Source organism: Escherichia sp. MOD1-EC5990, from assembly GCF_002965285.1.
Lineage (GTDB): Bacteria > Pseudomonadota > Gammaproteobacteria > Enterobacterales > Enterobacteriaceae > Escherichia > Escherichia coli_F.
The window spans coordinates 22,039-47,040 of the sequence record NZ_PTRV01000007.1; the positions used below are offsets into that span (position 1 = coordinate 22,039).

Annotated in this window: 20 protein-coding genes; 15 read left to right on the plus strand and 5 right to left on the minus strand. The window is 52.2% G+C overall.

The window, feature by feature from the left end; genetic code table 11:
* The first annotated feature begins 231 nt into the window (after positions 1-231).
* From rnc to shoB, 6 genes are all read left to right on the plus strand, one after another.
* The gene (gene rnc, locus BEB42_RS10205) at positions 232-912 is read left to right on the plus strand and encodes a ribonuclease III (RefSeq protein WP_001068343.1); all 681 of its coding nucleotides are present in this window, start codon (positions 232-234) and stop codon (positions 910-912) included.
* Positions 909-1,814, plus strand: coding sequence for a GTPase Era (era, locus tag BEB42_RS10210; protein ID WP_000063883.1), 906 nt, complete (start codon positions 909-911; stop codon positions 1,812-1,814). The genes rnc and era overlap by 4 nt, the downstream gene beginning before the upstream one ends.
* A 131-nt stretch (positions 1,815-1,945) precedes the next feature.
* The gene (gene recO, locus BEB42_RS10215; RefSeq protein WP_000399393.1) at positions 1,946-2,674 is read left to right on the plus strand and encodes a DNA repair protein RecO; all 729 of its coding nucleotides are present in this window, start codon (positions 1,946-1,948) and stop codon (positions 2,672-2,674) included.
* A gap of 11 nt (positions 2,675-2,685) precedes the next feature.
* Positions 2,686-3,417 (plus strand): pyridoxine 5'-phosphate synthase, encoded by a 732-nt coding sequence (gene pdxJ, locus BEB42_RS10220; protein ID WP_024198867.1) that lies wholly within the window; start codon positions 2,686-2,688, stop codon positions 3,415-3,417.
* Positions 3,417-3,797, plus strand: a complete 381-nt coding sequence (gene acpS, locus BEB42_RS10225; protein WP_000986047.1) for a holo-ACP synthase — start codon at positions 3,417-3,419, stop codon at positions 3,795-3,797. The genes pdxJ and acpS overlap by 1 nt, the downstream gene beginning before the upstream one ends.
* Positions 3,798-4,217: 420 nt before the next feature.
* A complete protein-coding gene (gene shoB, locus BEB42_RS10235) occupies positions 4,218-4,298 on the plus strand; it encodes a type I toxin-antitoxin system toxin ShoB (protein ID WP_000128779.1) in 81 nt (26 codons plus the stop codon).
* A gap of 193 nt (positions 4,299-4,491) precedes the next feature.
* Here shoB and yfhL read toward each other — a convergent pair whose 3' ends face one another.
* Together yfhL and BEB42_RS10245 are read right to left on the minus strand one after the other, a co-directional pair.
* A complete protein-coding gene (gene yfhL / locus BEB42_RS10240) occupies positions 4,492-4,752 on the minus strand; it encodes a 4Fe-4S dicluster ferredoxin YfhL (protein ID WP_001196283.1) in 261 nt (86 codons plus the stop codon).
* Positions 4,753-4,807: 55 nt separating this feature from the next.
* Positions 4,808-5,656: a MurR/RpiR family transcriptional regulator gene (locus BEB42_RS10245; protein ID WP_002431671.1), complete on the minus strand. Its 849-nt coding sequence runs from the start codon at positions 5,654-5,656 to the stop codon at positions 4,808-4,810.
* A 208-nt stretch (positions 5,657-5,864) separates the two neighbouring features.
* On the opposite strand from BEB42_RS10245, the gene yfhb reads away from it, so the two are divergent.
* Together yfhb and tadA are read left to right on the plus strand one after the other, a co-directional pair.
* A complete protein-coding gene (gene yfhb, locus BEB42_RS10250) occupies positions 5,865-6,500 on the plus strand; it encodes a phosphatidylglycerophosphatase C (RefSeq protein ID WP_000190667.1) in 636 nt (211 codons plus the stop codon).
* A 57-nt stretch (positions 6,501-6,557) separates the two neighbouring features.
* Complete coding sequence (tadA, locus tag BEB42_RS10255) at positions 6,558-7,061, plus strand: tRNA adenosine(34) deaminase TadA (RefSeq protein WP_001301544.1); 504 nt, start codon at positions 6,558-6,560, stop codon at positions 7,059-7,061.
* Here the strand turns inward: tadA and mltF are convergent.
* Entirely contained in the window at positions 7,058-8,614 is a 1,557-nt protein-coding gene (gene mltF / locus BEB42_RS10260; RefSeq protein ID WP_105267355.1) for a membrane-bound lytic murein transglycosylase MltF, read from the minus strand. The two genes, tadA and mltF, sit on opposite strands and share 4 nt — an antisense overlap.
* Positions 8,615-8,871: 257 nt before the next feature.
* On the opposite strand from mltF, the gene purL reads away from it, so the two are divergent.
* From purL to glnB, 5 genes are all read left to right on the plus strand, one after another.
* The gene (purL, locus tag BEB42_RS10270) at positions 8,872-12,759 is read left to right on the plus strand and encodes a phosphoribosylformylglycinamidine synthase (protein ID WP_000970072.1); all 3,888 of its coding nucleotides are present in this window, start codon (positions 8,872-8,874) and stop codon (positions 12,757-12,759) included.
* Between the two features lie 576 nt (positions 12,760-13,335).
* A complete protein-coding gene (gene qseE / locus BEB42_RS10275; protein ID WP_001353026.1) occupies positions 13,336-14,763 on the plus strand; it encodes a two component system sensor histidine kinase QseE/GlrK in 1,428 nt (475 codons plus the stop codon).
* A gap of 164 nt (positions 14,764-14,927) precedes the next feature.
* Positions 14,928-15,641, plus strand: coding sequence for a two-component system QseEF-associated lipoprotein QseG (gene qseG / locus BEB42_RS10280; RefSeq protein WP_105267356.1), 714 nt, complete (start codon positions 14,928-14,930; stop codon positions 15,639-15,641).
* Positions 15,631-16,965: a two-component system response regulator GlrR gene (gene glrR, locus BEB42_RS10285; protein ID WP_012599921.1), complete on the plus strand. Its 1,335-nt coding sequence runs from the start codon at positions 15,631-15,633 to the stop codon at positions 16,963-16,965. The genes qseG and glrR overlap by 11 nt, the downstream gene beginning before the upstream one ends.
* A gap of 60 nt (positions 16,966-17,025) precedes the next feature.
* Entirely contained in the window at positions 17,026-17,364 is a 339-nt protein-coding gene (glnB, locus tag BEB42_RS10290; RefSeq protein WP_000717691.1) for a nitrogen regulatory protein P-II, read from the plus strand.
* Positions 17,365-17,407: 43 nt separating this feature from the next.
* On the opposite strand, the gene hmpA is transcribed toward glnB, so the two are convergent.
* Entirely contained in the window at positions 17,408-18,598 is a 1,191-nt protein-coding gene (gene hmpA / locus BEB42_RS10295) for an NO-inducible flavohemoprotein (RefSeq protein WP_000883135.1), read from the minus strand.
* Positions 18,599-18,925: 327 nt separating this feature from the next.
* On the opposite strand from hmpA, the gene glyA reads away from it, so the two are divergent.
* Entirely contained in the window at positions 18,926-20,179 is a 1,254-nt protein-coding gene (glyA, locus tag BEB42_RS10300) for a serine hydroxymethyltransferase (protein WP_000919161.1), read from the plus strand.
* A gap of 197 nt (positions 20,180-20,376) precedes the next feature.
* Here glyA and BEB42_RS10305 read toward each other — a convergent pair whose 3' ends face one another.
* Positions 20,377-21,570, minus strand: a complete 1,194-nt coding sequence (locus BEB42_RS10305; protein WP_001353029.1) for an ROK family protein — start codon at positions 21,568-21,570, stop codon at positions 20,377-20,379.
* Positions 21,571-21,687: 117 nt separating this feature from the next.
* Between BEB42_RS10305 and BEB42_RS10310 the strand changes: the two genes are divergently transcribed.
* A complete protein-coding gene (locus BEB42_RS10310) occupies positions 21,688-24,969 on the plus strand; it encodes a DUF5107 domain-containing protein (protein WP_074500905.1) in 3,282 nt (1,093 codons plus the stop codon).
* Positions 24,970-25,002: the final 33 nt, after the last annotated feature.

The window sequence follows — 25,002 nt, forward strand, 5'->3', positions numbered from 1 at the left end:
GTGAATTATTTATGAGATAAATCTCCCGTGGCTAACGACATCCCCCGTCGTTGTGTATAGAATATTCCCCCGAAGTTTAAGGTTGGCACCTCCAGGTTGCCACGGCACACGAAACAGCGTTGGTCCCCATATACCGGTAAACTGAAACTGCAGCGAAGCAGTTAGCAGAGCCATGTATATCAGGTCTGTTTCGTGTGCTGAATTGTTGACGCATTTATTTATTGGTATCGCATGAACCCCATCGTAATTAATCGGCTTCAAAGGAAGCTGGGCTACACTTTTAATCATCAGGAACTGTTGCAGCAGGCATTAACCCATCGTAGTGCCAGCAGCAAACATAACGAGCGTTTAGAATTTTTAGGCGACTCTATTCTGAGCTACGTTATCGCCAATGCGCTTTATCACCGTTTCCCTCGCGTGGATGAAGGCGATATGAGCCGGATGCGCGCCACGCTGGTCCGTGGCAATACGCTGGCTGAACTGGCGCGCGAATTTGAGTTAGGTGAGTGCTTACGTTTAGGGCCAGGTGAACTTAAAAGCGGTGGATTTCGTCGTGAGTCAATTCTCGCCGACACCGTCGAAGCATTAATTGGTGGCGTATTCCTCGACAGTGACATTCAAACCGTCGAGAAATTAATCCTTAACTGGTATCAAACCCGTCTGGACGAAATTAGCCCAGGCGATAAACAAAAAGATCCGAAAACGCGCTTGCAAGAATATTTGCAGGGTCGCCATCTGCCGCTGCCGACTTATCTGGTAGTTCAGGTACGTGGCGAAGCGCACGATCAGGAATTTACTATCCACTGCCAGGTCAGCGGCCTGAGTGAACCGGTGGTTGGCACAGGTTCAAGCCGTCGTAAGGCTGAGCAGGCTGCCGCCGAACAGGCGTTGAAAAAACTGGAGCTGGAATGAGCAACGATAAAAGTTACTGCGGATTTATTGCTATCGTCGGACGTCCGAACGTTGGCAAATCCACATTGTTGAATAAATTGTTGGGGCAGAAAATCTCCATCACCTCCCGCAAGGCGCAGACAACTCGTCACCGCATTGTAGGGATCCATACTGAAGGCGCGTATCAGGCGATCTACGTCGATACCCCAGGCCTGCATATGGAAGAAAAACGCGCCATTAACCGCCTGATGAACAAAGCGGCGAGCAGCTCCATTGGCGACGTTGAGCTGGTGATTTTTGTCGTTGAAGGCACCCGCTGGACGCCGGACGATGAAATGGTGCTCAACAAACTGCGCGATGGCAAAGCGCCGGTAATCCTCGCGGTGAATAAAGTGGACAACGTGCAGGAAAAAGCCGATCTGCTGCCGCATTTACAGTTCCTGGCAAGCCAGATGAACTTCCTCGATATCGTGCCGATTTCTGCCGAAACCGGGCTGAATGTCGACACTATCGCGGCAATTGTGCGTAAGCATCTGCCTGAAGCGACCCATCACTTCCCGGAAGATTACATCACCGATCGCTCGCAGCGTTTTATGGCGTCTGAAATCATCCGCGAAAAACTGATGCGTTTCCTCGGTGCTGAACTGCCATATTCCGTGACCGTGGAGATCGAACGTTTTGTCTCTAACGAACGCGGTGGTTATGACATCAACGGTTTGATTCTCGTTGAGCGTGAGGGGCAGAAGAAGATGGTGATTGGCAACAAAGGGGCCAAGATTAAAACCATCGGAATTGAAGCGCGTAAAGACATGCAGGAAATGTTCGAAGCGCCTGTCCACCTTGAACTGTGGGTAAAAGTGAAATCTGGCTGGGCCGACGACGAACGCGCACTGCGCAGTCTCGGTTACGTTGACGATCTTTAATTAGCATACTCTATGACTTTCGAGGTGCAGGAAGGCGGCAAGACCGTGAATCCCTGGGAGCTTACTAAAGTAAGTGACCAGGGTGAACGGGTGCAGCCAAGGCACCTGCAACTTGAAAGGCGACGAGTATGATGGAAGGCTGGCAGCGCGCATTCGTATTGCATAGTCGCCCGTGGAGCGAAACCAGCCTGATGCTGGACGTCTTCACGGAGGAATCGGGTCGCGTGCGTCTGGTTGCCAAAGGCGCACGCTCTAAACGCTCTACTCTGAAAGGTGCATTACAACCTTTCACCCCTCTCTTGCTTCGCTTCGGTGGGCGTGGTGAAGTCAAAACACTGCGCAGTGCCGAAGCTGTCTCGCTGGCGCTGCCATTAAGCGGTATCACCCTTTACAGCGGTTTGTACATCAACGAACTTCTTTCCCGCGTGCTGGAATACGAGACGCGCTTCTCTGAACTCTTTTTCGATTACTTGCACTGCATTCAGTCTCTTGCAGGTGCCACTGGTACGCCAGAACCCGCGCTGCGCCGCTTTGAACTGGCACTGCTCGGTCATCTGGGTTATGGCGTCAATTTTACCCATTGTGCGGGTAGCGGCGAGCCGGTAGATGACACCATGACGTATCGTTATCGCGAAGAAAAAGGGTTTATCGCAAGCGTCGTTATCGACAATAAAACGTTCACTGGAAGGCAGTTAAAAGCGTTAAACGCGCGGGAATTTCCTGACGCAGACACACTACGCGCCGCGAAACGCTTTACCCGCATGGCGCTTAAGCCGTATCTTGGCGGTAAACCATTAAAGAGCAGGGAACTGTTCCGGCAGTTTATGCCTAAGCGAACGGTGAAAACACATTATGAATGATGAGGATTGTCATGGCTGAATTACTGTTAGGCGTCAACATTGACCATATTGCAACGCTGCGTAACGCACGTGGTACTGCTTACCCGGATCCGGTGCAGGCGGCGTTTATTGCTGAGCAGGCGGGGGCGGATGGCATTACCGTGCATCTACGTGAAGATCGTCGCCACATTACCGACCGCGACGTGCGCATCCTGCGTCAGACGCTGGATACCCGCATGAATCTGGAGATGGCGGTGACCGAAGAGATGCTGGCGATCGCCGTTGAAACAAAGCCGCATTTTTGCTGCCTGGTACCTGAAAAGCGTCAGGAAGTCACAACCGAAGGTGGCCTGGACGTCGCTGGACAGCGTGAAAAAATGCGCGATGCCTGCAAACGTCTGGCGGAGGCCGGGATCCTGGTTTCTCTGTTTATCGACGCCGATGAAGAGCAGATCAAAGCTGCGGCAGAGGTTGGCGCACCGTTTATCGAGATCCACACCGGTTGCTATGCTGATGCCAAAACTGACGCCGAACAGGCGCAAGAGCTGGCGCGTATCGCCAAAGCCGCGACCTTTGCCGCTAGTCTCGGTCTGAAAGTTAACGCTGGTCACGGTCTGACCTATCACAACGTGAAAGCCATTGCCGCCATCCCTGAGATGCATGAACTGAATATCGGTCATGCCATTATTGGTCGTGCAGTGATGACCGGACTGAAAGATGCGGTGGCAGAAATGAAGCGTTTGATGCTGGAAGCGCGTGGCTAATGGCAATATTAGGTTTAGGTACGGATATTGTGGAGATCGCTCGCATTGAATCGGTGATCGCCCGATCCGGTGAGCGCCTGGCACGCCGCGTATTAAGCGATAACGAATGGGCAATCTGGAAAACGCACCACCAGCCGGTGCGTTTTCTGGCGAAACGCTTTGCCGTAAAAGAAGCCGCAGCAAAAGCGTTTGGCACCGGGATCCGCAATGGTCTGGCGTTTAATCAGTTTGAAGTATTTAACGATGAGCTTGGTAAGCCACGGCTGCGACTGTGGGGCGAGGCATTAAAACTGGCGGAAAAGCTCGGCGTTGTAAATATGCATGTAACGCTGGCAGATGAGCGCCACTATGCTTGTGCCACGGTAATTATCGAAAGTTAAAATAATATCGTTCTCTTTAAAAAGTAAAACCCCCGAACTGGTAAGGAACAGGGGGTTTACTTTACAACTTTAATTTTGTGCAGCACACGATTCCAACGGAAATGATTATGGATCAATTTCGTTATCCTGTACAAGCAACTTGCAATCTCTGACATAAAAAACGCGAGCCTTTACGAAGAAATCGACATTGATGAAAAGATTAACGTGACCGCTTTTTGATAAGTACATTAAAATCGGTTTCGTTATTGGCAATTTTGCTGTGTTCTACGCCATGCCACTGAATTCCCCCGTTGAAACGAGTGGTGTCGTCAAAGCTCTGGTGTGGAGTGCGGCACTCGATTCCAATAACTCGCACGTTCAGTTTTGGGGAGATGTAAGGGCTAATCTGAACGGCTGCATTCCTTGTTTAAGGAAAAACGAATGACTGATTGCCGATACCTGATTAAACGGGTCATTAAAGTCGTCATTGCTGTTTTACAGCTGATCCTTCTGTTCTTGTAACACCAGGAAACGTACTTAAGGCGCGTCAGGTTAACCAGCCAGGCGCGCCTTTAATAATTAGACGTAAGTGTCGGCGTATATATTATCGGAATTCATTTAATGAATATATTCATTAATGACATCATGGAAATGAATATGTAACTTTCGCTTTTATACGAGCAAATAAGCAATATCCTGCTCATAGAGCAAAATATTAAATTTTATCCGCGTGGTGCATCAGCACAAATTTATCCCACAACTGTTCTTCTGTCTCGACATGCGCCGGATCTTTCACAATAGTATTAGGGATCGGGCACACCTTCTGGCAGGTTGGTGTCTCGTAGTGCCCTACGCACTCGGTACACTTATCGCTGTTAATCTCGTAGATATGATCGCCCATTGAAATCGCCTCATTCGGGCATTCGGGTTCACACATATCACAATTGATGCATTTTTTAGTGATTAACAGCGCCATAAGGAAACTCTCAAAACAACACAAACCGGGCGGGCATTATACGCGCATTCTTTACTCAAACCAGTTTTTTCACCAGCGCTTCACTATGACGAATACGTTCTGGTGCCAGTTCCAGATCCTGCTGAATCAGCGCAATGAACAGTAAATCCGTTAACATTCCCTGAGCGTGACAAGCAGAGATTGCAGCACTGTTTGTCGCTTGTTCTTCGGCAATGGTATACAGGCAGTGAGAAGCGCGTTGTTGCAGGGCATTGGGAGTAAAGCCGGTAATCGCCAGTACTTTTCCGCCCACTCGCAGCATCTCATCTGCCGCCAGGTTTAACTCGCGTCGTACACCAGTGTAGGAAATGGCTAATAACAGATCGTCAGGGGACGACGCCTGGACTGTGGCGAGTAGCGCATGCATATCGCGCACTGCGGCGGCATTGAAGCCAATCTTCATCAGCTTCCATGCAAAGTTTTGCGCCACCAAACCCGAAGCGCCAATACCGGTCAGAATTATCCGCCGCGCAGAGTGCAACATTGCCACGCCTTCATGTAGTTTCTCTTCACTATTAACGTTTAGCGTTGCGTACATGGCGGCAGTATTTTCTTTAATCAGTTTTTCGCCGACCAGCCGTAACGGATCATCACCACGGATTTGGTTATGAATGGGCACAGAAGGGGATTCCGGCTGGCTTGCCAGCGCTTCACTCAACGCCAACTTCAATGCCGGAAAACCTTTATAGCCGAGTTTTTGCGCGAACTTCACGACGCTGGACTGACTGACTCCGGCTTCGTTGGCCAGTTGCTGAGAGCTTAAATGGCGCGCCGTATCAGGTTGTAGTAGCAAATAGTCCGCCAGTTTTTTATCACTCTGGGCAAGCCCCTGGTAACGCTGACGGATACGAAGTAAGCCGTTCATATCTTTCCTCGCGATGAAATTATGGCGACAACAGGCAATATGAAACACACGCGAGTGAATTTTATATTCCATCGCTGCTAATTGCCATGAATTAAAAATTCCAGATAGCCATGATGCAGTCGATTGTTGCCGGAAAAGTGATGATCTATCTGTTAGGCTATGTAGTAGCGAAGATTAATCAGGATGTTTCAGTCCAGAGGAGTATGGTTTGGCAACTCACGAGCGTCGTGTGGTGTTTTTTGACTTAGATGGAACATTGCATCAGCAGGATATGTTCGGCAGTTTTATGCGTTATTTACTGCGTCGCCAACCGCTGAATGCATTACTTGTCCTGCCGTTGTTGCCGGTCATTGCCATCGCGTTATTGATAAAAGGTCGTGCAGCACGCTGGCCGATGAGTCTGCTTCTTTGGGGATGCACTTTTGGTCACAGTGAAGCGCGCTTACAAGCGTTGCAGGCCGATTTTGTGCACTGGTTTCGCGACAATGTTACCGCTTTTCCGCTGGTTCAGGAGCGTTTGACTACCTACCTGTTAAGTTCCGATGCGGATATTTGGTTGATCACAGGATCTCCGCAGCCGCTGGTTGAAGCGGTTTATTTCGATACGCCCTGGCTGCCGCGGGTTAATCTTATCGCCAGCCAAATTCAGCGTGGCTATGGTGGTTGGGTATTGACGATGCGTTGTCTGGGACATGAAAAGGTCGCGCAACTGGAGCGCAAAATCGGCACGCCGCTGCGGCTGTACAGTGGCTATAGCGACAGTAATCAGGACAACCCGCTGCTTTATTTCTGCCAGCATCGTTGGCGGGTAACCCCGCGCGGTGAACTCCAGCAACTGGAATAGAGTAAAGCATAGCGTCCGTGTATAATGCGCCGCGCTTTTATAACCGGAGTTTTCTTTTTGTCTGAAGTCGAATTTAGCCACGAATACTGGATGCGTCATGCAATGACGCTGGCGAAGCGTGCCTGGGATGAGCGGGAAGTACCGGTCGGCGCGGTATTAGTGCATAACAATCGGGTAATCGGCGAAGGCTGGAACCGTCCGATTGGTCGACATGATCCCACCGCACATGCAGAAATCATGGCTCTGCGGCAGGGCGGTCTGGTGATGCAAAATTATCGTCTGATCGACGCCACGTTGTATGTCACGCTTGAACCCTGTGTAATGTGTGCCGGAGCAATGATCCACAGTCGCATTGGTCGCGTGGTCTTTGGTGCGCGTGACGCGAAAACGGGCGCTGCGGGATCTTTAATGGATGTGCTGCACCATCCGGGTATGAATCACCGAGTGGAAATTACAGAAGGAATACTGGCGGATGAGTGCGCGGCGTTGCTCAGTGACTTCTTTCGCATGCGCCGACAGGAAATTAAAGCGCAGAAAAAAGCGCAATCCTCGACGGATTAATTTTGTTTCTCTTCACTCCCTTTCCTCGAAAACAGCAGAGAGGGAGAGTGGGTCAAATAGTTTGATGACGACTGGGAAAGAAACGAGAGAAAAGGAAATTTCTCTTTGCCCAGCTCCGTTGGCGATACTGCCGGATAATCCTGCGCCAGTTGTATCGCCGCTTCTGTAGCCTGCTTCTCTTTCTCTTGCAGATACCCCACCAGGCTAATCTGATACTTACGAATATTTTCGACATAAGCGTAGGCTTCATGCCCACGTGCGTAGCCGTAAGTCAGCTTGCTGTAATAGGGTTTCTGGCTAAGTAAAGGCAGGCGCTGTTTCACGTCAGCCCAACTGTCAGGATTACCTTTAGTTTTTGCCGTCAGGGCGCGGGCATCCAGCATATGCGCATAGCCCATATTGTACGCGGCGAGGGCAAACCAGATCCGTTCGTTCTCCGGCACACTTTCCGGCACTTTACTCATCATATCCTGCAAATAACGCACACCGCCGCTGATGCTCTGTTCGGCATCGGTACGATCCGTAATGCCGAGGCTTTGTGCGGTATTTTTGGTTAACATCATCATGCCACGTACACCCGTCGGGGAAGTGGCCTGTGCATCCCAGTGCGATTCCTGATAAGCAATAGCGGCCAGCAAACGCCAGTCAATTTCTTCGGCGTACTTCTCAAACAGCGGTTTCAACTGCGGCAGTACGGTATCGACGGCGCGTAAAAACGTGCGCGTATCGACGTAATCAAAATCATCGCCATGCCCCAGGTATTTCTCTTCAATGCGTGCCAGCGTACCGTCTTCATTCATTTCGTTGAAGAAGTCGAGCAGAGCGGCAGAAAGGGTATTATCGCCATCTAATCGGCTAAACCAGGTCACCGGCTGTTCGTCGGTGATATCAAGCGCTACAGCGAGTTCCGGGTGAACGCGCTGAAACAGGCTGATGGCGACAGAATCAGCAATGGTGTAATCGAGTTTTCCTTCGATGACATCTTCCATTAATTCTGCTGAGCCTTTTTTGTCGTCTACCTTCCAGCTTAATTCCGGGAATTTTGTTTCTTTCAGGGTCTGGAGATCGTTAACCACCACATGGCCTGGTGCGATGGTAAGTTGCTCCGCTGTCAGATTGCCCAGCGTACGCGGGCGATACTGACCCACTTTATAAACCAGTTGTTGTGACACGGAATAGTAGGTAGGGCCAGGCTGATAGTTTTTTACCCGCTCACTGTTATAAACCAGTCCTGCAGCCAGCAGATCGGCGTTGCCGTTATCGAGGTCGTCAAACAGCTGGCTGATATTCTGCCGCACGGTCACTTTCAGTTTTACGCCGAGGTACTCGGCAAACTGTTTCGCCAGTTCGTAATCCAGGCCAAAAGGTTTCCCGTTGATTTCGTTATAAGTCAGTGGGGTATGAATAGTGCTCACACGCAACTCTCCCCGCGCTTGAATGGCGGCGATACGGTTGTCGGCTTTACCAAACCAGGGAATGGGTGGCCAGAGAGCGACCGCGAGCAGCAGTGCCAGAATGCCGATGAACAGATAATTAATCTTTAATTTTTTCAATTAGTTAATTCTCTGTGTCGTGCGCATCCCAGCTTGAAAAAACGTAATAATAGTGAAAGGTTTACTCATAAATGAGCGGCATTTTGCGTAAACCAGCGCCAGTTGGCAACTTATTACAGCCATTGGCGGCACGCGTTGCTAATTCACAATGGTGATTTTATTTCCACGCAAACGGTTTCGTCAGCGCATCAGATTCTTTATAATGACGCCCGTTTCCCCCCCTTGGGTACACCGAAAGCTTAGAAGACGAGAGACTTATGATGGAAATTCTGCGTGGTTCGCCTGCATTGTCGGCATTCCGAATCAACAAACTGCTGGCACGTTTTCAGGCTGCCAGGCTCCCGGTTCACAATATTTACGCCGAGTATGTCCATTTTGCTGACCTCAATGCGCCGTTAAACGATGATGAGCACGCACAACTTGAACGCCTGCTGAAATATGGCCCGGCACTCGCCAGCCACGCCCCGCAAGGTAAACTCCTGCTGGTGACCCCGCGTCCTGGTACCATCTCTCCCTGGTCTTCGAAAGCGACCGATATCGCCCATAACTGCGGGCTGCAACAGGTAAACCGCCTTGAGCGCGGCGTTGCTTACTATATAGAAGCCGGTACGCTGACCCATGAACAATGGCAGCAGGTGACCGCTGAACTGCACGACCGCATGATGGAAACGGTCTTTTCTGCTTTAGATGATGCAGAGCAGCTGTTTGCACACCATCAACCGACTCCGGTCACCAGCGTTGATTTGCTGGGGCAGGGCCGTCAGGCGCTAATCGACGCTAACCTGCGTCTTGGCCTGGCACTGGCGGAAGATGAAATTGACTATCTGCAGGATGCATTCACAAAGCTGGGTCGTAACCCGAACGACATCGAGCTGTATATGTTCGCCCAGGCGAACTCTGAGCACTGCCGTCATAAAATTTTTAACGCCGACTGGATTATCGACGGAGAACAACAGCCGAAATCGCTGTTCAAGATGATCAAAAACACCTTCGAAACCACGCCGGATCACGTTCTTTCGGCTTATAAAGATAACGCCGCCGTAATGGAAGGTTCTGAAGTGGGCCGCTACTTTGCTGACCACGAAACGGGCCGCTACGATTTCCATCAGGAACCGGCGCACATCCTGATGAAAGTCGAAACCCACAACCACCCAACGGCGATTTCTCCGTGGCCGGGTGCGGCAACCGGTTCCGGTGGCGAAATTCGTGATGAAGGTGCCACCGGCCGCGGCGCGAAGCCGAAAGCTGGTCTGGTCGGTTTCTCCGTATCCAACCTGCGTATTCCTGGCTTTGAACAACCGTGGGAAGAAGATTTCGGTAAGCCTGAGCGCATTGTCACCGCGCTGGACATCATGACAGAAGGTCCGCTGGGCGGCGCGGCATTTAACAACGAATTTGGTCGTCCGGCACTGAACGGCTACTTCCGTACCTATGAAGAAAAAGTGAACAGCCACAACGGCGAAGAGCTGCGCGGGTATCACAAACCGATCATGCTGGCGGGTGGGATCGGCAACATTCGCGCCGATCACGTACAAAAAGGCGAGATCAACGTCGGTGCGAAACTGGTCGTTCTCGGCGGCCCGGCAATGAACATCGGTCTTGGCGGCGGCGCGGCCTCTTCCATGGCCTCCGGCCAGTCTGACGCGGATCTCGATTTCGCGTCCGTTCAGCGCGATAACCCGGAAATGGAACGTCGTTGCCAGGAAGTGATCGACCGCTGCTGGCAGCTTGGCGACGCGAACCCGATTCTGTTTATCCACGACGTCGGCGCAGGCGGTCTTTCTAACGCCATGCCGGAGCTGGTGAGCGACGGCGGGCGCGGCGGTAAATTTGAACTGCGCGATATCCTGAGCGACGAACCGGGCATGAGCCCGCTGGAAATCTGGTGTAACGAATCCCAGGAACGCTACGTGCTGGCCGTTGCTGCCGATCAGTTACCGCTGTTTGACGAACTGTGTAAGCGTGAGCGCGCACCGTACGCGGTGATTGGTGAGGCCACCGAAGAATTACATCTTTCTCTGCACGATCGTCATTTTGATAATCAACCCATCGATCTGCCGCTCGACGTACTACTTGGCAAAACGCCGAAGATGACCCGCGATGTGCAAACGCTGAAAGCGAAAGGCGACGCGCTGGCCCGTGAAGGGATCACCATCGCTGACGCGGTGAAACGTGTGTTACATCTGCCGACTGTGGCGGAGAAAACCTTTCTGGTGACCATCGGCGATCGCAGCGTAACCGGCATGGTGGCGCGCGATCAGATGGTGGGTCCGTGGCAGGTGCCGGTCGCTAACTGCGCAGTCACTACCGCCAGCCTCGACAGTTACTACGGTGAAGCGATGGCAATAGGCGAACGTGCGCCAGTTGCACTGCTGGATTTCGCCGCTTCTGCCCGCCTGGCGGTCGGTGAAGCGTTAACTAACATCGCCGCTACGCAGATTGGCGATATCAAACGCATTAAACTTTCCGCTAACTGGATGGCGGCAGCAGGTCATCCAGGTGAAGACGCGGGCCTGTATGAAGCCGTTAAAGCGGTGGGCGAAGAGCTTTGTCCGGCGCTGGGCCTGACGATTCCGGTGGGTAAAGACTCTATGTCGATGAAAACCCGCTGGCAGGAAGGTAGCGAAGAGCGCGAAATGACCTCGCCGCTTTCGCTGGTGATTTCTGCATTTGCCCGCGTGGAAGATGTGCGTCACACCATCACGCCGCAGCTTTCTACCGAAGATAACGCACTGCTGCTGATTGATTTAGGCAAAGGCAATAACGCGCTGGGCGCAACGGCACTGGCGCAGGTTTATCGTCAGCTTGGCGACAAACCGGCAGATGTACGCGATGTCGCGCAACTGAAAGGCTTCTATGATGCGATTCAGGCGCTGGTTGCACAGCGTAAGCTGCTCGCGTATCACGACCGCTCTGATGGCGGGCTGGTGGTAACGCTGGCGGAAATGGCCTTTGCTGGTCATTGCGGCATTGACGCGGATATCGCCACTCTGGGTGACGATCGCCTGGCGGCGTTGTTTAACGAAGAACTGGGTGCGGTGATTCAGGTTCGAGCCGCTGACCGTGAAGCAGTTGAAGCGGTACTGGCACAGCATGGGCTTGCTGATTGCGTCCATTATGTTGGCCAGGCGGTTTCCGGTGACCGTTTTGTAATTACCGCCAACGGGCAGACTGTATTCAGCGAAAGCCGCACCACGTTGCGTGTCTGGTGGGCAGAAACTACCTGGCAGATGCAGCGCCTGCGTGACAACCCGGAGTGTGCCGATCAGGAACATCAGGCGAAATCTAACGACGCCGATCCGGGCCTGAATGTGAAACTGTCGTTTGATATCAACGAAGATGTGGCAGCACCGTATATTGCCACCGGTGCGCGTCCGAAAGTTGCCGTGCTGCGTGAGCAGGGGGTGAACTCGCATGTTGAAATGGCGGCAGCTTTCCACCGTGCAGGCTTCGATGCAATCGATGTGCATATGAGCGACCTGCTGGCTGGACGCACGGGCCTGGAGGATTTCCACGCTCTGGTAGCGTGCGGCGGTTTCTCCTACGGTGACGTGCTGGGTGCAGGTGAAGGCTGGGCGAAGTCTATCCTGTTCAATGACCGTGTACGCGATGAGTTTGCAACCTTCTTCCACCGTCCGCAAACGCTGGCGCTGGGGGTATGTAACGGTTGCCAGATGATGTCTAACCTACGCGAACTGATCCCAGGTAGCGAGTTGTGGCCACGTTTCGTGCGTAACACCTCCGATCGCTTTGAAGCGCGTTTCAGCCTGGTAGAAGTGACCCAAAGCCCGTCTCTGCTGTTGCAAGGGATGGTGGGTTCGCAGATGCCGATTGCTGTCTCTCACGGCGAAGGGCGCGTGGAAGTGCGCGATGCGGCGCATCTGGCGGCACTGGAAAGCAAAGGGCTGGTGGCACTGCGCTATGTCGATAACTTCGGCAAAGTCACTGAAACCTACCCGGCTAACCCGAACGGTTCTCCGAATGGTATTACGGCGGTCACGACTGAAAGTGGTCGAGTCACCATTATGATGCCGCACCCGGAACGTGTTTTCCGTACTGTCAGTAACTCCTGGCATCCGGAAAACTGGGGCGAGGATGGCCCATGGATGCGTATTTTCCGCAATGCGCGTAAGCAGTTGGGGTAAGTCGTCAAACTATTGGTTTTGCTGCCCGGATGTGGCATTCACGCCGCATCCGGCATTAAACGCCGACCACTATCATAAGCTCCCAGCTCCGGGAGCTTTTTTTGTGTCTGTAAATCACGACAATGGGTGGTTTACCGTGTCGCTTTTTGGCGACATTTAATTGATTGATTTTATTTGGATCTAATAAATTTATCTTAAGGTGTCTCTTTTTAGCGACACAATGGCTGATTTACACCCAAATAGCGAAGAAGTCATAAATCCATCAAAACAACGTATAATCAGTACGTTACCAAACTATTTTATTTATTGGCACAGTTACTGCATAATAGTCATTAGTGGCTCATTCACCGACTTATGTCAGCCCCTTCGGGACGTGCTACATAAAATTCGAATGACGCACAACAAGGTGCCTGCCGTCCAACTTCTGATATCAGCTTAGCTATATCAACCCTCGGGCGAAACGTCGAGTTAGGCACCGCCTTATTCCATAACAAAGCCGGGTCATTCCCGGCTTTGTTGTATCTGAACTTCCCCTCGGTTAGCATCAGGCTATTCGCGTCTGACGAGAGTAACACCTTGAAACGCTGGCCCGTTTTTCCCCGCTCATTACGACAACTGGTAATGCTGGCATTTTTGCTGATTCTGCTACCCCTGTTGGTGCTGGCATGGCAAGCCTGGCAAAGCCTGAATGCGCTTAGCGATCAGGCGGCGCTGGTTAACCGCACTACGCTTATTGATGCCCGACGCAGTGAAGCGATGACCAACGCGGCGCTGGAGATGGAGCGTAGCTACCGTCAGTATTGCGTGCTGGACGACCCAACTCTGGCGAAGGTTTATCAAAGCCAGCGCAAGCGTTACAGCGAAATGCTCGATGCCCACGCAGGCGTACTGCCGGACGATAAACTTTACCAGGCATTGCGTCAGGATTTGAACAATCTGGCTCAACTTCAGTGTAACAACAGCGGTCCCGATGCTGCTGCCGCCGCGCGTCTGGAAGCCTTTGCCAGTGCCAATACCGAAATGGTACAGGCCACGCGCACAGTGGTGTTCTCTCGCGGACAGCAGCTTCAGCGTGAAATCGCCGAACGTGGGCAATATTTTGGTTGGCAATCGCTGGTGTTATTTCTGGTAAGTCTGGTGATGGTACTGCTCTTCACCCGGATGATTATCGGCCCGGTAAAAAATATTGAACGGATGATCAACCGTCTGGGGGAAGGGCGTTCTCTGGGCAATAGCGTTTCGTTCAGTGGACCGAGTGAGTTACGCTCGGTTGGGCAACGTATTCTTTGGTTAAGTGAGCGCCTGTCATGGCTGGAATCCCAACGTCATCAATTTTTAAGACATTTATCTCATGAATTAAAAACCCCGCTGGCGAGTATGCGCGAGGGCACTGAATTACTGGCTGACCAGGTTGTCGGGCCGCTTACGCCCGAGCAAAAAGAGGTGGTGAGCATCCTTGATAGCAGCAGCCGCAATTTGCAAAAACTGATCGAACAACTGCTTGATTACAACCGTAAACAGGCGGACGGCGCGGTGGAACTGGAGAGTGTAGAGCTGGCACCGCTGGTGGAAATGGTGGTTTCTGCTCATAGCCTGCCCGCACGGGCTAAAATGATGCATACCGACGTCGATCTCAAAGCAACAGCTTGCCTGGCGGAGCCAATGCTGCTGATGAGCGTACTGGATAATCTTTACTCCAATGCGGTGCACTACGGGGCTGAATCCGGTAACATTTGCCTTCGCAGCAGTTTACATGGCGCGCGGGTTTATATTGATGTCATCAATACGGGCACACCCATTCCGCAAGAGGAACGCGCCATGATCTTCGAACCCTTTTTTCAGGGAAGCCACCAGCGAAAAGGGGCGGTGAAGGGCAGCGGTCTGGGATTAAGCATTGCCAGGGATTGTATTCGCCGTATGCAGGGGGAACTGTATCTGGTCGACGAGAGCGGGCAAGAGGTTTGCTTCCGCATTGAATTACCGTCGTCGAAAAACACGAAATAATGTTAAGAGCCTATCCCATCAGGCTATTTTATTTGCCAGTTTGGCCCCGTGCAGTGCTCGAAATCCTTACGTACTACGTGTACGCTCCGGTTTCTCCGCGCTGTCCATGTCCAAACTGCCTGCAACAATTACGCCCACTGGGATAGGTTTTAAGTCTGGTGAATATGCGACACATTTTTCAACGATTATTGCCCCGACGGCTATGGCTGGCAGGGCTGCCATGTCTGGCATTGCTGGGTTGCGTGCAGAGTCACAATAAGCCAGCTATTGATACGCCAGCAGAAGAAAAAATTCCGGTTTATCAACTGGCTGACTATCTTTCTACTGAATGCAGCGACATCTGGGCACTGCACGGTAAGTCAACCGAAACCAATCCGCTTTACTGGCTGCGGGCGATGGATTGTGCTGATCGTTTAATGCCTGCGCAGTCGCGTCAGCAAGCCCGCCAATATGACGACGGCAGCTGGCAAAATACCTTCAAACAAGGGATTTTGCTCGCCGACGCCAAAATTACGCCTTATGAGCGCCGCCAGCTGGTCGCGCGCATTGATGGGTTAAGTACCGAGATCCCGGCACAGGTTCGCCCACTGTATCAACTCTGGCGCGACGGTCAGGCGCTGCAACTGCAACTGGCGGAAGAGCGCCAACGCTACAGCAAACTCCAGCAGTCCAGCGACAGCGAACTGGATACTTTGCGCCAGCAACATCACGTTCTACAGCAGCAACTGGAGCTCACCACCCGCAAGCTGGAAAATCTGACCGATATTGAACGTCAGCTCTCGACCCGCAAACCGGCTGGCAATTTCTCGCCCGATACGCCGCACGAGAGCGAAAATCCCGCGCCATCTACCCATGAGGTCACTCCTGATGAGCCATAAACCTGCGCATTTATTACTGGTCGATGACGATCCTGGATTGCTGAAACTGCTTGGCTTGCGTCTGACCAGCGAAGGCTACAGCGTGGTTACGGCAGAAAGTGGAGCTGAAGGATTGCGGGTACTGAATCGCGAAAAAGTAGATTTAGTCATCAGCGACCTGCGGATGGATGAAATGGACGGTATGCAGTTGTTTGCCGAAATCCAGAAAGTGCAGCCAGGTATGCCAGTAATCATCCTCACCGCGCATGGCTCCATTCCCGATGCGGTTGCCGCGACACAGCAGGGCGTGTTCAGTTTCCTCACCAAGCCCGTCGATAAAGACGCGCTGTATCAGGCAATTGATGATGCGCTGGAACAATCCGCGCCAACCACCGACGAACGCTGGCGCGAGGCGATTGTCACCCGCAGCCCGCTGATGCTGCGTTTGCTGGAACAGGCGAGGCTGGTGGCGCAGTCAGATGTTAGCGTTTTGATTAACGGTCAGAGCGGTACCGGGAAAGAGATTTTTGCCCAGGCGATCCACAACGCCAGCCCGCGCAACAGCAAGCCGTTTATTGCTATTAACTGTGGCGCATTGCCCGAGCAATTACTGGAGTCCGAGCTGTTTGGTCATGCGCGTGGCGCGTTTACTGGCGCTGTCAGCAATCGCGAAGGTTTATTCCAGGCGGCGGAAGGCGGTACGCTGTTTCTCGATGAGATTGGCGACATGCCCGCACCGTTGCAGGTCAAACTGCTACGCGTGTTGCAGGAGCGCAAAGTGCGCCCGCTGGGCAGCAACCGCGATATTGATATCGACGTGCGGATTATTTCCGCCACTCACCGTGACCTGCCAAAGGCGATGGCGCGCGGGGAATTCCGTGAAGATCTCTACTATCGCCTCAATGTTGTCAGTCTGAAAATTCCGGCATTGGCGGAGCGCACAGAAGACATTCCGCTACTGGCAAACCACTTATTGCGCCAGGCGGCAGAGCGACATAAACCGTTTGTCCGCGCATTCTCCACCGATGCAATGAAACGACTGATGACCGCGAGCTGGCCGGGTAATGTGCGCCAGTTGGTCAACGTGATTGAACAGTGCGTGGCGCTAACATCATCTCCGGTGATTAGTGATGCGTTAGTCGAGCAGGCGCTGGAGGGCGAAAATACGGCTCTGCCAACCTTTGTTGAGGCGCGTAATCAGTTTGAACTCAACTACTTGCGTAAGCTGCTGCAAATCACCAAAGGTAATGTCACCCACGCGGCGAGAATGGCGGGGCGCAACCGGACAGAATTTTATAAACTGCTTTCCCGACACGAGCTGGATGCAAACGATTTCAAGGAATGAATCGGCGTAATGTGTTACGTTTAGCAGATCAAAAGACAGGCGACCTTTTCAAGGAATAGCATGAAAAAGATTGATGCGATTATTAAACCCTTCAAGCTGGACGATGTCCGCGAAGCACTGGCTGAAGTCGGCATTACCGGCATGACGGTCACCGAGGTGAAAGGTTTTGGCCGCCAGAAAGGCCATACCGAGCTGTATCGCGGCGCGGAGTATATGGTGGATTTTCTGCCGAAAGTGAAAATTGAGATTGTCGTGCCGGACGACATTGTCGATATCTGCGTAGATACGATTATTCGCACGGCGCAAACCGGCAAAATCGGTGACGGTAAAATTTTCGTCTTTGACGTGGCACGGGTCATTCGTATCCGTACTGGCGAAGAGGATGACGCGGCAATTTAAACCGCGTCAGGGTTGCCGGATGTCTCCATCCGGCAACCTCAAATCACAGCACTTTATGCGGGCCAAAGCATTCGTAATGAATGTTTTCCTGTTTCACACCCAGGTCCACTAACTGTTTCGCGGCAAACTGCATGAAGCCAACCGGGCCGCAGAGATAGAACTGCATTGTCGGATCGCTGAACGCACCTTCCAGTTTGCTCAAATCCATCAGACCTTCACTATCAAACTGACCTTTAGCGCGATCGGCTTCGCTCGGCTGACGATACCAGGTGTGCGCGGTAAAGCGTGGCAGTGCTTGCCCCAGTTCCTTAACTTCATCGGCAAAGGCATGAACATCGCCATTTTCTGCCGCATGGAACCAGTTTACCTGAGCGCTATGACCTGCTTTTGCCAGCGTGTCGAGCATTGCCAGCATTGGTGTTTGACCGACACCTGCAGAGATTAACGTCACCGGCGTGTCATCTGCGATAGCCATAAAGAAATCACCTGCCGGAGCGACCAGTTTCACGACATCGCCAACGTTGGCGTGATTGTGTAACCAGTTTGATACCTGCCCACCCTCTTCGCGTTTCACTGCAATACGATAGCCTTTGCCATCCGGTTTGCGCGTCAAAGAGTACTGACGAATTTCCTGATGTGGGAAACCTTCCGGCTTCAGCCAGACGCCGAGATATTGCCCTGGACGGTATTCCGCCACTGCGCCGCCGTCCACCGGCTCAAGTTCGAAACTGGTGATAAGCGTGCTGCGCGGTGTTTTAGCTACAATGCGGAAATCGCGAGTACCTTCCCAGCCACCGGCTTTGCTGGCGTTTTCGTTATAGATTTCCGCCTCGCGATTAATAAATACATTAGCCAGTACGCCATAGGCTTTACCCCACGCGTCCAGTACTTCCTGGCCCGGGCTGAACATTTCGTCCAGCGTCGCCAACAGGTGTTCACCGACGATATTGTATTGTTCCGGTTTGATCTGGAAGCTGGTGTGTTTCTGAGCGATTTTTTCTACCGCTGGTAACAGCGCAGGCAGGTTTTCAATATTGCTGGCGTAGGCGGCAATAGCGTTAAACAGGGCTTCACGTTGATCGCCATTACGCTGGTTACTCATGTTAAAAATTTCTTTGAGTTCTGGGTTATGAGTAAACATACGGTCGTAGAAATGGGCGGTTAACTTTGGCCCTGTTTCCACCAGTAAAGGGATGGTGGCTTTTACTGTAGCGATGGTTTGAGCGTCAAGCATATGGTCTTCCTTTTTTTGCATCTTAATTGATGTATCTCAAATGCATCTTATAAAAAATAGCCCTGCAATGTAAATGGTTCTTTGGTGTTTTTCATGAAGAATGTGATGAAGTGAAAAATTTGCATCACAAACCTGAAAAGAAATCCGTTTACGGTTGCAAGCTCTTTATTCTCCAAAGCCTTGCGCAGCCTTAAGGTAATCGTTTGCGTAAATTCCTTTGTCAAGACCTGTTATCGCACAATGATTCGGTTATACTGTTCGCCGTTGTCCAACAGGACCGCCTATAAAGGCCGAAAATTTTATTGTTAGCTGAGTCAGGAGATGCGGATGTTAAAGCGTGAAATGAACATTGCCGATTATGATGCCGAACTGTGGCAGGCTATGGAGCAGGAAAAAGTACGTCAGGAAGAGCACATCGAACTGATCGCCTCCGAAAACTACACCAGCCCGCGCGTAATGCAGGCGCAGGGTTCTCAGCTGACCAACAAATATGCTGAAGGTTATCCGGGCAAACGCTACTACGGCGGTTGCGAGTATGTTGATATCGTTGAACAACTGGCGATCGATCGCGCGAAAGAACTGTTCGGCGCTGACTACGCTAACGTCCAGCCGCACTCCGGCTCCCAGGCGAACTTTGCGGTCTACACCGCGCTGCTGGAACCCGGCGACACCGTTCTGGGGATGAACCTGGCGCATGGCGGTCACCTGACTCACGGTTCTCCGGTTAACTTCTCCGGTAAACTGTACAACATCGTTCCTTACGGTATCGATGCTACCGGTCATATCGACTACGCCGATCTGGAAAAACAAGCCAAAGAACACAAGCCGAAAATGATCATCGGTGGCTTCTCTGCATATTCCGGCGTGGTTGACTGGGCGAAAATGCGTGAAATCGCTGACAGCATCGGTGCTTACCTGTTCGTTGATATGGCGCACGTTGCGGGACTGGTCGCTGCTGGCGTCTACCCGAACCCGGTTCCTCATGCTCACGTAGTGACTACCACCACTCACAAAACCCTGGCGGGTCCGCGCGGCGGCCTGATCCTGGCGAAAGGCGGTAGCGAAGAACTGTACAAAAAACTGAACTCTGCCGTTTTCCCTGGTGGTCAGGGCGGCCCGTTGATGCACGTAATCGCTGGTAAAGCGGTTGCTCTGAAAGAAGCGATGGAACCTGAGTTCAAAACTTACCAACAGCAGGTCGCGAAAAACGCTAAAGCGATGGTAGAAGTATTCCTGGAGCGCGGCTACAAAGTGGTTTCCGGCGGTACTGATAACCACCTGTTCCTGGTTGATCTGGTTGATAAAAACCTGACCGGTAAAGAAGCTGACGCCGCTCTGGGCCGTGCTAACATCACCGTCAACAAAAACAGCGTACCGAACGATCCGAAGAGCCCGTTTGTAACCTCCGGTATTCGCGTGGGTACTCCGGCGATTACACGTCGTGGCTTTAAAGAAGCCGAAGCGAAAGAACTGGCTGGCTGGATGTGTGACGTGCTGGACAGCATCAATGATGAAGCCGTTATCGAGCGCATCAAAGGTAAAGTTCTCGACATCTGCTCACGTTACCCGGTTTACGCATAAGCGAAACGGTGATTTGCTGACAATGTGCTCGTTGTTCATGCCGAATGCGGCGTGAACGCCTTATCCGGCCTACAAATTATTGCAAATTCAAGATATTGCAATCTCCGTGTAGGCCTGATAAGCGTAGCGCATCAGGCAATTTTTCGTTTGTGATCATCAAGGCTTTCTTCGGGAAGCCTTGTTACGTTATCGCGCCATCAAATCTGTCGTAACTGCGCCTCAACATACAAATAGCCAATCCCCATCACCTGTTGTGCGCGGCTTAATTGCCCAAAGCCAATCTGTGTCGCTTTCACGCTCGGTCCTTCGTCACGGTCGAACGGGTTAAATCCTGTCTGGCGAATAATGGAATTAAGCCAGTTCTCACCAAAGGCGCAGCTGCGACCATACAGCCAAATCTGATTAATATTGAGGATATTCAGGAAGTTATACAGACTCAAACCAATGGCGTTGGCACTGCGGTCAACCCAGCTGGTGATCCACGGTTCTCCACTCTGCCAGGCAGCGATTAATTGTGCGGTTGTCAATTTTTCAGGATCAAGCTGAGTATTAACCGGTTGTGATTTTAGCCATACTCGCGCCTGTTTTTTTAATGCGCTTAACGAGGCGACGGTTTCCAGGCAGCCATAACGTCCACAGTCGCAGGCGACGCCATCCGGATTAACGATGGTGTGACCAATCTGTCCGCTACCATACAAACTGCCGCGATAAATTTGCTCGTTAATCACGAACGACGAGCCAATACCGTAATCAACGTTGATCACGCAGAAATCCCGGCCCTGCGAATTATTTTGCCATTTCTCCGCAAGCGCCAGCATCACGCAGTCATTATCGACCATCACCCGAATGCCCAGCTTCTCTTCCAGCAGATACTTCACCTCAACCGGCGTTGTCCACGGCGCTTGCGGCATGGTTTGCGACACGCCAGTCACTGGATCAACCTGACCGTGGATTGCCAGCGCCAGGTTGATAGTACGGTCCGGCCACAGTTTACGATGACGATGCCAGCATTTTTCGATTTCGGACAACAGAGCCTGCGGTGTCGGTGCATCAATCTGAAAATACTCAAATTCGCCTTTCGGACTTAAACAGGCATTAGCGACCTGACACTCAATGCTGGTGGGCGTTACGTTCAGGCACAGCGTCCAGTCACCTTCCGGCGCGATCAGCCATGTACCGCTACTGTGCCCGCGCGTCTGGCTTTCATCGTCGATATTCACCACCCGTTTTTCGCTTTCCAGCTCCTGCAAAATATTACTGACCGCTGGAATTGAAATTTGCGCCAGCCGGGCCAGCGTTGATTTATTGGCGCGCTTTTGCCGGTACAGCAGTTCCAGAATCACGCATTTGTTATGGTGGCGGATCTGTTGATTGTTAATGCAGGCTCTCATATTCACTAAACCTTGTTTAGTTAATTGCGTGATTATTCCGCGAAAACATTGCCAGATTGTTCAATACACTGCCACAAATCTTTTAATTCATTATGTCTTGTTAATATTGAGGGCACCATGACTCCAGTAAAAGTGTGGCAAGAGCGCGTTGAGATCCCGACTTATGAAACCGGGCCGCAGGATATACACCCTATGTTCCTGGAAAATCGCGTTTATCAGGGATCGTCCGGCGCGGTTTATCCCTACGGCGTGACCGATACGCTGAGCGAGCAGAAAGTCCTGAAATCCTGGCAAGCGGTGTGGCTGGAAAACGACTATATCAAAGTGATGATCCTGCCGGAGTTGGGCGGTCGGGTGCATCGCGCTTGGGATAAAGTGAAACAGCGCGATTTTGTCTATCACAATGAGGTGATTAAACCGGCGCTGGTAGGGCTATTGGGGCCGTGGATTTCGGGCGGGATTGAGTTTAACTGGCCACAACACCATCGCCCGACTACCTTTATGCCCGTTGATTTCACCATCGAAGCCCATGAAGACGGCGCACAGACGGTGTGGGTCGGCGAAACGGAGCCGATGCACGGTTTACAGGTGATGACCGGTTTCACACTACGCCCTGACCAGGCGGCGCTGGAGATTGCCAGCCGCGTCTATAACGGCAATGCCACGCCGCGTCATTTCTTGTGGTGGGCCAACCCGGCAGTGAAAGGTGGCGAAGGGCATCAGAGCGTTTTCCCGCCGGATGTAACGGCGGTGTTTGATCACGGCAAACGGGCTGTTTCAGCTTTCCCTATCGCTACCGGCACTTACTACAAAGTGGACTACTCCGCCGGAGTGGATATTTCTCGCTATAAAAATGTGCCAGTGCCGACTTCGTATATGGCCGAAAAATCGCAGTACGATTTTGTTGGCGCATGGTGTCACGATGAAGATGGCGGTTTGCTACACGTTGCCAACCACCACATCGCGCCAGGTAAAAAACAGTGGAGCTGGGGACACAGTGAATTCGGCCAGGCGTGGGATAAGAGCCTGACCGACAATAACGGCCCGTATATCGAACTGATGACGGGGATTTTTGCCGATAACCAGCCCGATTTTACCTGGCTTGATGCTTACGAAGAGAAGCGTTTCGAGCAGTATTTCCTGCCTTATCATTCTCTGGGCATGGTGCAAAACGCCTCCCGCGATGCGGTGATTAAACTCCAGCGTAGCGAGCGGGGGATTGAGTGGGGGCTGTATGCCATCTCCCCGTTGAACGGATACCGGCTGGCGATCCGCGAAATCGGCAGATGCAACGCGTTACTCGACGATGCCGTGGCTCTGACACCAGCGAACGCCATTCAGGGCGTGTTGCATGGTATCAATCCTGACAGACTAACCATTGAACTCTCCGATGCCGATGGCAATATCGTACTGAGTTATCAGGAACATCAGCCACAAGAGTTGCCGTTGCCGGACGTCGCCAAAGCGCCACTGGCAGCACAAGAGATTACCAGTACAGATGAAGCCTGGTTTATCGGGCAGCATCTGGAGCAATATCATCATGCCAGCCGTTCCCCCTTCGATTACTACCTGCGCGGCGTGGCGCTGGACCCGCTGGATTATCGCTGTAACCTGGCGTTGGCGATGCTGGAATATAACCGCGCCGACTTCCCGCAAACGGTGGCGTATGCCACTCAGGCGCTGAAACGCGCACATGCGTTGAACAAAAACCCGCAGTGCGGACAGGCGAGTTTAATTCGCGCCAGTGCTTACGAACGTCAGGGGCAATATCAACAAGCCGAAGAGGATTTCTGGCGTGCGGTCTGGAGCGGCAACAGTAAAGCGGGTGGCTATTATGGTCTGGCACGGCTGGCTGCGCGTAATGGTAACTTTGACGCTGGTCTGGATTTTTGCCAACAAAGTCTTCGCGCCTGCCCAACCAATCAGGAAGTGCTTTGCCTGCATAACCTGCTGCTGGTGTTAAGTGGTCGTCAGGACAACGCGCGTTTGCAGCGAGAGAAGTTGCTGCGTGATTATCCGCTGAACGCCACTCTGTGGTGGCTGAACTGGTTCGATGGTTGTAGCGAATCTGCCCTCGTACAGTGGCGAGGTCTGTGTCAGGGACGCGACGTTAACGCCCTGATGACCGCCGGGCAACTGATTAACTGGGGCATGCCCGCTCTGGCGGCAGAGATGCTGAACGCACTGGACTGTCAGCGCACGCTACCGCTTTACCTGCAAGCCAGCTTGCTGCCGAAAGCTGAACGCGGCGAACTGGTCGCAAAAGCCATTGATGTTTTCCCGCAGTTTGTCCGTTTCCCTAATACGCTGGAAGAGGTTGCGGCGCTGGAGAGTATTGAAGAGTGCTGGTTTGCCCGGCATTTACTGGCCTGTTTCTACTACAACAAGCGCAGCTACGGCAAAGCAATTGCCTTATGGCAACGTTGCGTTGAGATGTCGCCGGAGTTTGCCGACGGCTGGCGTGGGCTGGCAATCCATGCGTGGAATAAGCAGCATGATTATGAACTGGCCGCGCGTTATCTTGATAGTGCTTATCAGCTTGCGCCGCAGGATGCTCGTCTGCTTTTTGAACGGGATTTGCTGGATAAGCTAACCGGAGCCGCACCGGAGAAACGACTGGCTCGTCTGGAAAATAATCTGGAAATTGCTCTGAAACGCGACGACATGACCGCAGAATTGCTCAATTTGTGGCATCTCACTGGTCAGGCGGACAAAGCGGCAGACATTCTCGCCACGCGTAAATTCCATCCGTGGGAAGGCGGAGAAGGGAAAGTCACCAGTCAGTTTATCCTCAACCAGTTGTTACGCGCCTGGCAACACCTTGATGCCAGACAACTGCAGCAGGCCAGCGAACTGCTTCATGCCGCGCTGCACTATCCGGAGAATTTAAGCGAAGGCCGTTTACCGGGGCAAACTGACAACGACATCTGGTTCTGGCAGGCGATATGTGCCAAAGCCCAGGGCGATGAAACTGCAGCAACGCGCTGTTTACGTCTGGCGGCGACTGGCGATCGCACCATTAACATTCACAGTTATTACAACGATCAACCGGTTGATTATCTCTTCTGGCAAGGGATGGCGTTGCGATTACTGGGCGAACAAAAAACCGCACAGCAACTGTTTAGTGAAATGAAACAGTGGGCGCAAGAGATGGCAAAAACCAGTATCGAAGCGGATTTCTTTGCCGTCTCGCAACCTGACTTGTTATCGCTGTATGGCGATTTACAACAGCAACATAAAGAAAAATGCCTGATGGTGGCGATGCTGGCGGCCGCGGGATTAGGCGAGATTGCGCAATACGAATCTGCTCGCGCTGAATTGACGGCGATTAATCCGGCCTGGCCGAAAGCGGCATTATTCACCACCGTGATGCCTTTTATTTTTAACCGCGTTCACTAAACCTTATTAACTGTAATATTTGAGCGGCACGCG